Origin of the sequence: Streptomyces sp. UNOC14_S4 (assembly GCF_020740835.1) — a bacterium.
Classification (GTDB): Bacteria; Actinomycetota; Actinomycetes; order Streptomycetales; family Streptomycetaceae; genus Streptomyces.
The window spans coordinates 1-10,445 of record NZ_JAINFC010000260.1 but is presented as its reverse complement, the minus strand read 5'-3'; the positions used below and the strand labels follow the sequence as shown (position 1 = coordinate 10,445).

General features: G+C 74.4%; 9 protein-coding genes and 1 pseudogene. 9 read left to right on the top strand and 1 reads right to left on the bottom strand.

Features of this window, described 5'->3' with window-relative positions; translation table 11 throughout:
- The 5 genes from K6I34_RS22315 to K6I34_RS22295 all read left to right on the top strand — a co-directional run.
- On the top strand, positions 1–3,381 hold a 3,381-nt coding region (locus K6I34_RS22315), incomplete at its 5' end, for a 4'-phosphopantetheinyl transferase superfamily protein (RefSeq protein ID WP_229328102.1).
- Complete coding sequence (locus K6I34_RS22310) at positions 3,378–3,722, top strand: acyl carrier protein (protein ID WP_229328101.1); 345 nt, start codon at positions 3,378–3,380, stop codon at positions 3,720–3,722. The genes K6I34_RS22315 and K6I34_RS22310, both read left to right, overlap by 4 nt.
- Entirely contained in the window at positions 3,719–4,513 is a 795-nt protein-coding gene (locus K6I34_RS22305) for an alpha/beta fold hydrolase (RefSeq protein WP_229328100.1), read from the top strand. Before K6I34_RS22310 ends, K6I34_RS22305 begins: the two co-directional genes overlap by 4 nt.
- Positions 4,510–5,694 carry a glycosyltransferase gene (locus K6I34_RS22300; protein WP_229328099.1) on the top strand — a complete coding sequence of 395 codons (1,185 nt, stop codon included), beginning with the start codon at positions 4,510–4,512 and terminating at the stop codon, positions 5,692–5,694. The genes K6I34_RS22305 and K6I34_RS22300 overlap by 4 nt, the downstream gene beginning before the upstream one ends.
- The gene (locus K6I34_RS22295) at positions 5,691–6,755 is read left to right on the top strand and encodes a class I SAM-dependent methyltransferase (protein ID WP_229328098.1); all 1,065 of its coding nucleotides are present in this window, start codon (positions 5,691–5,693) and stop codon (positions 6,753–6,755) included. Before K6I34_RS22300 ends, K6I34_RS22295 begins: the two co-directional genes overlap by 4 nt.
- 22 nt (positions 6,756–6,777) lie before the next feature.
- Here the strand turns inward: K6I34_RS22295 and K6I34_RS22290 are convergent, their stop codons facing one another.
- Positions 6,778–7,641 carry a class I SAM-dependent methyltransferase gene (locus K6I34_RS22290; protein WP_229328097.1) on the bottom strand — a complete coding sequence of 288 codons (864 nt, stop codon included), beginning with the start codon at positions 7,639–7,641 and terminating at the stop codon, positions 6,778–6,780.
- Between the two features lie 171 nt (positions 7,642–7,812).
- Here K6I34_RS22290 and K6I34_RS22285 point away from each other — a divergent pair, with 171 nt between their 5' ends.
- From K6I34_RS22285 to K6I34_RS22270, 4 genes and pseudogenes are all read left to right on the top strand, one after another.
- The gene (locus K6I34_RS22285; protein ID WP_229328096.1) at positions 7,813–8,277 is read left to right on the top strand and encodes a universal stress protein; all 465 of its coding nucleotides are present in this window, start codon (positions 7,813–7,815) and stop codon (positions 8,275–8,277) included.
- 62 nt (positions 8,278–8,339) lie between these two features.
- Positions 8,340–9,182, top strand: a complete 843-nt coding sequence (locus K6I34_RS22280; protein ID WP_229328095.1) for a DUF1275 family protein — start codon at positions 8,340–8,342, stop codon at positions 9,180–9,182.
- On the top strand, positions 9,130–9,552 hold the full coding sequence (locus tag K6I34_RS22275) for a hypothetical protein (RefSeq protein ID WP_229328094.1): 423 nt from the start codon (positions 9,130–9,132) through the stop codon (positions 9,550–9,552). Before K6I34_RS22280 ends, K6I34_RS22275 begins: the two co-directional genes overlap by 53 nt.
- Positions 9,549–10,445: pseudogene (locus K6I34_RS22270) on the top strand (caspase family protein); the annotation flags it as partial. The gene K6I34_RS22275 and the pseudogene K6I34_RS22270, both read left to right, overlap by 4 nt.

Sequence of the window (10,445 nt, the reverse complement as noted above, 5' to 3'; positions counted from 1 at the left end):
CTGCTCGCCACCCGCTTCCGCCCGTCCCTGGTGGCCCGCCCCTGGGAGGGGGAAGCGGACGTGCGCCGCGCCGGGGTGAACGCCTTCGGCTTCGGCGGCATCAACGCCCATGTGGTCCTGGAGGAATTCGTCCCCACAGCGGGCATTTCCACGACGGGCGTCCCCACAGCGGGCATTTCCACGACGGGCGTCCCCGCGGCGGGCATCTCCGCGGCGGGCATCCTCACCGAGGGCAGGAGAAGTACCGCGCCCACGCCCCTGCACGTCGACGAACCTGAACCGGTCCTGCGGATCGCGGCGGACACCCCCGAGGCACTGCGCGCGCTCCTCGACGCCGAGGACGCCGACCTGCGCGCCATGGCTGACAGCGCTCCCGGCACCGGCACCGGCCCCGGAACCGGCCCCGGGACGGCCGGTGGCACCCGGCTGGCCGTGGCCGGGCCCGGGCCCGGGCGTCTCGCGCTGGCCCGGAAGGTGGTCGCCCGCGGCCTGGCCTGGGGCGGCCGCCGCGAGGTGTGGTTCGCGCCCTGGCCCCTGCTCGGAGCCGGAGGCGGAGGCCGCACCGCCTTCCTCTTCCCCGGACTGGAAGCCGGGTTCGCCCCCCAGGGCGAGGACGTCGCCCGCCACTTCGGACTGCCCCGGCCCACCTGGCAGCAGGCCCGCGCCGGCGCCGTGGCCGAGCACGGCGCCGCCGTCGTCGACGCCGGACGGCTCCTGGCCGGCGCGCTGCGCCGCGCCGGTGCCGCCCCCGACGCCCTGGCAGGGCACAGCGTGGGGGAGTGGACCGCCATGGCGGTCGGCGGGATCTTCGCCGACAAGGAAGTGGACGCCTTCCTGCGGGACTTCGACCCCCTGGAACTACGCGTCCCCGACGTGGTCTTCGTGACCTACGGGGCGCCCGCCGACCGGGTGGAGGCAGCCCTGGCCGGGATCCGCGACGTCGTGCTCTCCCACGACAACGCCCCGCACCAGTCCGTGGTCTGCGGCCCCGCGACCCAGGTGGCGACGGTCACGGAACGGCTGCGCCGCGACGGCGTGCTCGGCCGCACGCTGCCCTTCGCGTCCGGCTTCCACACGCCCATGCTGGCCCCCTACCTGGGGCCGATCAGGGACGCGATGGGGCGCTTCACCCTGCACCGACCCTCGGTGCCCGTGTGGTCGGGCACGACCTGCGCGCCGTTCCCGGAGGGGGAGACGGACGTCCGTGACCTGGCCGTGCGGCACCTGCTGGAGCCGGTCCGGTTCCGCGGCCTCGTGGAATCCCTCCACGCGGCCGGGTTCCGGGCCTTCGTCCAGGCGGGCCAGGGCCAGTTGCCCGCCCTGGTGGACGACATCCTCGCCGGCCGCGACCACGTGGCGGTCACGGCCGGGACCTCCGGCGGCGACGGCCTCGGCCAGCTGCGGCGGGCGGTGGCCGGGCTGTGGGCGTACGGGACGGATCCCGACTTCGCCGCCCTGGCCCCCGGGGGAGGCCGCGCCATCGGCACCGTCCCGCCGCCCCCGTCGCCCGCGGCGTCGGCCCGGCCGGGCGTACGGCTCGGCTTGGACGCCGGGCCGGTCCACCTCGAACCCGCCGCCCGCGACCGGCTCCGCATGGTGCTGCGCGACGCGCTCACCGGCGAGGGCACAGCGGCACCAGGAGCCGGACGACTCGATGCCGCCGCACAGCGGTTCCCGGAGGCAGCACAACTGCGCGCTCTGCTGACCGAGACGGCCGACACGGCCGCGGCCCTCTTCGCGGCGCACTCCGGCTCCCGGACGGCCGAGCCCGCCCCGGAGCCGGCGATCCCGGCGGCCAGGACATCCGGTCCGGTGACGCCGCCCCACGCGGCGGCCGATCGCGTCCGGACCACCACGCTCCGGGTGGCCCTCGACACCATGCCCTACCTCACCGACCACTGCTTCTACCGGCAGCGGCCGGACTGGCCCGACAGCGGCGACCGCTGGCCGGTGGTCCCCGCGACGACCATGATCCAGCACATGGCGGAGGCGGCGGCCACGCCCGGCACCGGTGTCACGGTCGCCGTCCGCGACGCCCGGTTCCTCGCCTGGCTGGTCGCCGAGCCCGCCGTCGACGTGACCGTGTCCGTACGGACCGCCCCGGGGCGCGGCGGCCGTCACACCGTCGAGTTCGGCCGGTACGCGCGCGCCGCCGTCGAGACCGCACCCCGCCACCCGGCACCGCCCGCCCGCTGGCCCGTCCCGGCCGACGAAGAGGCCCCCACTGTCTCGGCCCGGCGCATATACGACGAGCGCTGGATGTTCCACGGCCCGCTCTTCCAGGGCGTCACCACCATCACCGCGCTCGGCGCACGGCACGTCCGGGGCGTCGTCAGTGCGCCGCCCGCACCCGGAGCGCTCCTCGACAACGCCGGGCAGCTCCTCGGCTACTGGCTGATGGCCACCCGCTCCGACCGCACCGTCGTGCTGCCGGTCGGCATCCGCGAGATCCGCTTCCACGGCCCGGAACCCGCGGCCGGGGAACGCCTCGACTGCCACGTCCGGATCACCTCCCTCACCGAGACCCTGCTGGCCGCGGACATCCAGCTCAGCCACCGCGGAACCGTCTGGTGCGAGATCACCGGCTGGGAGGACCGCCGGTTCGACTCCCCGCCCGCCACCGACGCCGTCCGGCGCAGGCCCGAGCACAGCACCCTGGCTCGCGTCCAACCCGGCGGCTGGCACCTGGTCTTCGAGCACTTCCCCGACCCGGCCTCCCGCGAACTGATGATGCGCAACCTGCTGGGCGGCGCCGAACGGGACGCCTACGCGGCCCGCCCGCCGCGCGGCAGACAGCAGTGGCTGCTCGGCCGGATCGCCGCCAAGGACGCCGTACGCCACCACCTGTGGCAGCACGGCGCGGGCCCGGTCTTCCCCGCCGAGATCCGGGTGCGCAACGACGACAGCGGCCGACCGCACCCGGAAGGCGTGCACGGCCGCCAACTGCCGCCCCTGGATCTGTCCCTCGCCCATTGCGCGGAAGCCGCGGTCGCCCTCGTACGCCCGGCGGGCACTGTCCCCACCGGAATCGACATCGAAGAGATCACCGAGCGGCCGGAGGCCACCCGCGACGCGGTCCTGGCCCCCGAGGAACTCCCGCTCCTCGACCGCCTCGGCGGCGACGCGCGCGCCCTCACCCGCCTCTGGACGGCCAAGGAGGCCGCGGCCAAGGCCGAAGGCACCGGCCTGCGCGGCAGACCGCGCGACTTCCGCGTCACCGCCGCGGACGGTGACCGGCTGACGGTCCGCACGCCCTCCGGCCGTACCCACTCCGTATCCCTCGCCGAGACCGGCAACCCGGCGGGCCTGCGGCCCCGCCGCTATGTCGTCGCCTGGACCGAGGACACCCACCGGCAGCACCACGAGGAGAGTCCCTCATGACCACCACCCCCACGCCCGACGCCGTCACCCCCCTCCCGGAGACCTTCCAGGGGTCCTTCCCGGGGACCGACGAGCGCGCCGTCCTCGCCGAGCTCACCGAGGCGCTGCACACCGTGCTCCCCGAGCTCGGCCTCGAAGGCACCGCCGTCACCATGGACACCCGCTTCGTCGAGGACCTCGACCTGGAGTCCATCGACATCGTCACCCTCACCGGCGAGCTCGGGCGCCGCTACGGCGACCGGGTCGACTTCCCGGCCTTCTTCGCCTCCCTCGAACTGCCCGAGATCATCGAGCTCTCCGTCGGCCGGATGGTCCACTACATCGCAGGGCGCCTGGGGTGACGACGGCCCGCCGCCCGCGCCTCAACGCCGTACGCATCGGACCACGTGGCGGGGACACCGTCGTCCTGGTCCACGGCATCGCCATGGACAACCTGACCAGCTACTACTTCACGGTGGCCCCGGCCCTCGCGGCGGCCGGACACGACGTGGTGATGTACGACCAGCGCGGCCACGGCCGCAGCGAACGCCCCGCCACCGGCTACCGCCTGGAGGATTTCACTGGCGACCTCGTCGCCCTCCTCGACGGCCTGGACATCACCGGGCCGATCCACCTGGTGGGGAACTCCTTCGGCGGCACCGTCGCCTTCGACTACGCCCTGCGCCGTCCGGACCGGGTCGCGGGCCTCCTGACCGTGGAGTCCGAGCCGCCCACCGTGGCCTGGGCGGCGAAGATGAGTGCCCTGCTGGCGGACACGGCACACCGGCTCCGCGACGAGCGGAGCCTGCCCTGGCTCGAGCACACCTACGGCTTGCACGAGGCCCGGCACGCCCGCCGGGCCCGCCCGGTGCTGCGCGGGACGACGATCGCCGTCGACATCGCGGCCAGCCGCATACCCGCCGAGGACCGCTGGCGGGAACTCGACCTGCCCGTCCTCGCGGTGTACGGGGGCACCTCCGACCTCGCGGGCATGGCGCCCCGGCTGGAGTCTCTGCTGCCCGACTGCCGCACCCACCTGGTCCCGGGTCACGGCCACTCCGTTCTCGTGGGCGACCCGGGGACCGTCGGGGCGCTCATGCTCGACTGGCTCGGGGCGGGGCACCGGCAGCGGGTGAAGGCCGTCCGCGTATGAGCCGCTTCCTCTTCGTGGTGCCGCCGCTCGTCGGGCACGTCAACCCCGCCGTCGCGGTGGCCGCCGCACTCACCCGGCGCGGACACCGGGTCGCCTGGGCCGGGCTCCCCGCACTCGTCGGGGAACTGGCGGGGCCCGGCGCCGAGGTCCACGCCTGCGCGGCACCCGCCGATCTGCGCAGGCCCCCTGAACTGCGCGGGGTCGCGGCACTGCGCTTCCTCTGGCAGGACTTCCTCGTGCCGCTCGCCACGGCGATGGCACCCGGGGTGGAACGCGCCGTCGACACCTTTCGCCCGGATGTCGTCGTCGCCGACCAGCAGGCGCTCGCCGGGGCCCTGACGGCCGAACGGCTCCGCGTCCCCCACGCCACCTCCGCCACCACCTCCGCCGAGTTCTCCGCCGCGCTCGCCGGGATGCCCAAGGTGGAGGAGTGGATCCACGAGCTGCTGGGCGGGCTGCGCGCCACGCTCGGCGACCCGGCGCGCACGCACGACCCCCGCTTCTCGCCCGATCTCGTCCTCGCCTTCACCACCACCGCCCTGACGGGGGAGTGCGCCGCGCCCCCGCAGACCCGTTTCGTGGGCCCCGCCCTCGCCGGGCGGCCCGATACAGATGCCTTCCCGTGGGAGCGCCTGGACCCCGGCCGGCACACCGTCCTGATCTCCCTCGGCACCGCCAACACCGAGCTGGGGAACCGCTTCCTCACCGAGTGCGCGGCCGCCGTAAGGGAGCGCGCCCGCGATGTCCAGGCCGTCATCGCCGACCCGGGCGAAGTGCTCGGCGATTTCCCGGGCGACGACGCCGTGCTGGCGATGAAAAGGGTGCCGCAACCCGCCCTGCTGCAAAGGGCGTCGGCAGTCGTCTGCCATGGCGGACACAACACCGTCGCCGAGTCCCTGCTGCACGGGGTGCCCCTCGTCGTCGCCCCGATCCGGGACGACCAGCCCGTGATCGCCGCACAGATCACCACGGCCGGAGCCGGGATCCGCATCCGGTTCGGGCGCGCCGACCGCCGCGCGATCGGCGCCGCACTGGACGCCGTGCTTGGCGACCCCCGGTACCGCGCCGCGGCCCGCCGTGTACGGGAATCCTTCCGCGCCGCGGGCGGTGCCGACGCGGCCGCGGCGCACCTCGAAGAATTCGCCGCCCTCACACAACAGGGAGAACCAGGAACATCATGAACCGTACCCAGGAGGTCGCCCAGCTCCGCGTTGACTACCAGCGCGAACTCGCCCTCGGCACGGAACGCTTCCACGCCCCGAGACGCACCGAGTGCCCCTGGTGCGGTTCCTCCCGGCTGCGCACCCGGCTGCGCACCGTCGACCTGCTCCAGCGCAAGCCCGGCACCTTCGTGATCGACCAGTGCCGCGACTGCGCCCACTCCTTCCAGAACCCCCAGCTCACGCCGGAGGGGCTGGACTTCTACTACCGGGACTTCTACGACGGCCTGGGGGCCGCCTATGCGGACTGGCTCTTCGGCGGCAGGGGTAGCCGTAAGCGCTACCTCGCCAGTGCCCGCGCCCTCCTCCCGTTCGGCGTCCCCCGCCGCTGGCTGGACGTCGGCACCGGGTACGGGCACTTCCCTCAGTCGGCCAGGACGGTCCACCCGGGCACGGTCTTCGACGGCCTCGACGTCAGCGAAGGCGTGGAGGAAGGCAAGCGCCACGGCCGGATCGCCGAGGCGTACCGCGGGCTCCTCACCGAGCTCGCTCCCAAACTGGAGGGCCGGTACGACACGGTCAGCATGTTCCACTACCTGGAACACACCACCGACCCGCGCGCGGAACTGGCCGCCGTCCGGACCGTCCTCGCCCCCGGCGGCCACCTGATCATCGAGGTCCCGGACCCGGAGAGCACGATGAGCAAGGTCCTGGGCCGCTGGTGGCTGCCGTACCTGCAGCCCCAGCACCTGCACTTCATCCCGCTCGCCAGCCTCCGCCGCGAACTGGAGTCCCTCGGCTGCACCGTCGTCGCCGTCGAACGGCGCGAGGCGTACACTCCGGTCGACCTCACCGGCGCGGCCCTCCTCATGCTCGGCCACGCGCTGCCGCCCGCCGACGAGCCCTGGCACGCCAGTCCGCCCAGCGGTCTCCAGACAATGGCCCGCAAGGCCATGTTCTGGTCGTCGGTCCCCTTGCTGATCGGCATGTTCGGTGTGGACCAGGTGCTCGCCCCGGTCCTCAGCCGCACCCGGTTCTCCAATGCGTACCGGATCGTGGCCCGCAGCGGAACCGAGGCCTGACCCGCCGGGCCTGTTCACACTTTCAAGCGAACCGCAGCAGCGTCACCGCGGGGGAGACGGACCGGAAGACCGGTACCAGGTGCTGGTACTGGATCAACCGGCCCGTCACCCCGCGCCCGCGCTCCATGGTCAGCGCCCGCACGTCCGCGATGCGCGGGTGCACCGCGTACAGCCGGTGACGGTCACCGGGCGCCATCGACCAGCGCATCGGCGGGATCGTCAGCTCGCCGATCCGGATCTTCCCTTCGCGCGTCAGCCCGGTGATCCAGCGGGGCATCGAGTCCAGGATCAGCGCCCCGCCGGGCAGCCGGTCGGCGCACGCGGCGATGATCTCCCTGACCTCCTGGGGCCGCAGGTACATCATCAACGCCTGCGCGGTGACGATCGTGCCCCGCTGAGGGTCCTCGATCGCGTCCAGCCAGCTCAGGTCGGTGGCCGACTGGGCGAGCAGCCGCAGCCGCGGGTGCTCCGGCAGCACGGCGCGTCGCAAGGCGGCGGCCTCCGGAAGGTCGACGCTCAGCCAGCGCAGCCGTCCGTTGTCCACGCGCCAGAACGCGGTCTCCAGGCCCTCGCCGAGCGCGACGACGGTCGCCTCCGGATGCCGGTCGGTGTACTGCCGCACCGTCCGGTCGAAGGTGAGGGAGCGCAGCCCCTGCACCTGGGAGAAGAGGGGATGCGGAGGCCCCAGCCGCTCCTCGAAGGGGTAGTCGAGGGCCTGGATCAGCTCCCCGGCCATCGGATCGTCCAGCACCGCGTCCGCGCGCCCCGCCTCGCAGGCCCGGTTCCACAAGGTCCACAACAGGGTCTCCGGCAGCCCGGTCAACTCCGCCTTGATCCGGGCCGGTTCGGCGCCGTCGTGCTGCTCGTGCTCGGAGGTCGTCGTCACGCGCCGGCCCTACGCGCCATCCAGGCCGTCCGTGCCTCTCTCGCCCGGCCTCGTCCGATCGGAGGAGGCGGCCTCCACCGGAGTCTCGTCCGTACGGCTGAACCGGGCAAATCAGAATATTTCCTACTGTGGGGTGAAGGGACGGACTCTCGAACGGGAGGAGCAGGAGCGATGTCGGAGACGGTCGAGCGAGTCGTCGTGGGAGTGAACGGGTCGGAAGCCAGCGTCGAGGCGCTCAGACAGGGCGCGCGCGAAGCGGCGCGCCACGGTGCCGTGCTGTGCCCGACGTACGCCTGGGCACCGCCCGGAGGGGAAGCGGCGGACGCCCGGTACCCGGCCCCCGCCGACGTCTGCGCGTACTGGGAGAGGGAAGCCGACCGTGTCGTGGCGGACACATGCCGTAAGGCGTTCGGCACCGCGCCGCGCGGCGTACAGGTCCGGCCGTGGGTGGTCCGGGCCTCGGCGGGCAGGGCTCTGGTGGCCCACGCCCACCACGACACGGACCTGCTCGTCATGGGCGAGGGCGGGCACGGCGCGCTGCACCGCTTCCTCCACGGCTCGGTGAGCCGCTACTGCCTGCGCCACGCGCACTGCCCCGTCCTCGTCGTCCCGCCCGGCCACCCCCGTACGGGGTAACGCGGGGCCACCGCCTGCCCGGCTGCTGTCCGTGCCGACCGTGCTTCGGTACGGTCGCGACCGTGCGCCGTCGGAAGAACGACCACCGAAGACGGGCGCGGAACGGCGAGACGGCGCAGCACATGAGCCGACACGGTGCCGACGCCCCCGCACATCGTCTGCGGATCGCGGTGGCCGTGCTGGTGGCCGCCTCCGGCGCGGTGGAGGCCCTCTCCTTCACCGCGCTCGACCACGTCTTCGCCGGTGTGATGACCAGCAACCTCGCCATGCTGGGCATGGCGGCGGGCCGGGCCCGCGGTGCCCAGGTGACCGCGGCGCTGCTGGCCCTGGGCGGCTTCGCCGCGGGTACGGCCGCGGGCGCCCGCGTCACCCGGGGCGGTGAGGGCGCCCAGGAGCGGTGGTCCGCGCCCGTGCTGTACTGCCTGACCGGCGAAATACTGCTGCTTGCCGCGGGAGCGGCCGTATGGGGTGCCTCGGGCGGCATGCCCGGCGGCACGACCCGGGACGTCCTGCAGTGCGGGGCGGCAGCGGCGATGGGCGCCCAGTGCGCGGCGATGGTCGCCGCCGGCCGCGCCGCCGCGCCCACGACCTACCTCACCGGCACCCTCGCCACCTACATCGTGCGAGGGCCGGGCAGCGCCTCGGCATGCTCCGGCCCCTGGGTGCCCGTACGCCTCGCCGCGCTCGTCGTGGGCGCGGCCGTCGCCGTGATCCTGCACCGGACGGCCCCGCCCTGGGCGGGCCTGCTCCCCGCCGTGCTCGTCGCCGTGGCCGTACTGACCGCGATCGCCCCCGGATACGGTTCCCGTCAAGAACTTCTCACCCGTCCCGGGCCTTTACTACGATCACGGCATGCAGGCCACCATCACCGTGGAAAGCGTGAACGGCCCCGCGGGGCTCGATGACTTACGGCGCTGGCTCGGCGGACAGCCGGGCCTGCGCGGCAGGATACGCAGACAGTCGGACGGCGGCCCGGCGCCCGGCGCCATGGGAGCCGCGGGCGACGTGGTGCAGGCGGTGCTCGAACCCGGGGGAGTGGCCGCCGCGTTCGCCGGGGCCGTCGTCGCCTGGGTGCGGACACGCCGCGGCAGCCAGACGGTCACGGTCACCCGGCCCGACGGCACGCGGTTCACCCTCACCACCACCCAGGTCAAGGGGCTCGACGCCCGGCAGGCCGCCGACCTGGCCCAACGGCTGGCCGCCACCCTGGAGGGCGGCGGCGACGGGACACCGCCACCGCCCGACGGCCCGCCGCGAACAAGATCGCGGACGTGACCACGGATGAGACCACGGGCATGACCGGCGACGCCACCGCGGCCCGTACGACCGGACTGGCCGCACCGGGCGCCCGCGCCGTCCTCGTCGGTACCGGAAGCCACGCGCCCGGCTCCGCGCTCCCCGCCCTGCCCGGTGTCGACACCACCCTCGACGACCTCGCCCGCGCCCTGCGCGACGTGTGCGGCATGCCGGAGGAGCACATACACCGCGTACCCGCCGACGCCCCCGCGGCCGACGTCCTCGCCGCCGTGGAACAGGCGGTCACCGACGCCACCGGCACCGTGCTCTTCTGCTACACCGGCCATGGCCTGCTGGGCCCCGGCGACGAGCTCTACCTCGCCACCCACGCCACCGCCGCCGAGGACAGGATCGCCCACGGCGTGCCGTACCGCGTCGTCAAGGACCTGCTCGGCGGCGTCGTCGGGGGCAGCGTCGTGCTGCTCGACTGCTGCTTCTCCGGACGCGCGGCGCCGCCCGGGAACGACGGCCCGCGTGGCGTGTTCGACTCGGCGCTCCCCGACGGCAGCTTCCTCCTCACCTCCGCCTCCGGCTTCGCCGTGTCCTACGCGCCCGAAGGCGAGCGCCACACCCTCTTCGGCGGACGCGTGCTGCGCCTCCTGGAAGAGGGCGACCCGTCCGGACCCCCGCTGCTGACACTGGACGACATCCACGCGTACCTCGACCGGGCCTTCCGCGACGGGCCGGTACGCCCGCACCGGCGCAGCGACGGCACTCTGGGCACGCTGGTCGTCGCGCCCAACCGCGCGTACCGCCCGGAACGGCCCGCGGCCGCCCTGCCCCCGGCCGACGTGCCCTGCCCGTACCCCGGCATGGAGCCCTTCCGGCCCGAGGACCACGCCCACTTCTTCGGCCGCGACGACATCACCGCC

What these genes read in the sequence shown, in the direction of transcription:
- K6I34_RS22310 (WP_229328101.1), top strand. Translation starts at nt 3,378, where the DNA reads ATGACCACCACCCCCACGCCCGACGCCGTCACCCCCCTCCCGGAGACC.
- K6I34_RS22300 (WP_229328099.1), top strand. Translation starts at nt 4,510, where the DNA reads ATGAGCCGCTTCCTCTTCGTGGTGCCGCCGCTCGTCGGGCACGTCAAC.
- K6I34_RS22295 (WP_229328098.1), top strand. Translation starts at nt 5,691, where the DNA reads ATGAACCGTACCCAGGAGGTCGCCCAGCTCCGCGTTGACTACCAGCGC.
- K6I34_RS22285 (WP_229328096.1), top strand. Translation starts at nt 7,813, where the DNA reads ATGTCGGAGACGGTCGAGCGAGTCGTCGTGGGAGTGAACGGGTCGGAA.
- K6I34_RS22275 (WP_229328094.1), top strand. Translation starts at nt 9,130, where the DNA reads ATGCAGGCCACCATCACCGTGGAAAGCGTGAACGGCCCCGCGGGGCTC.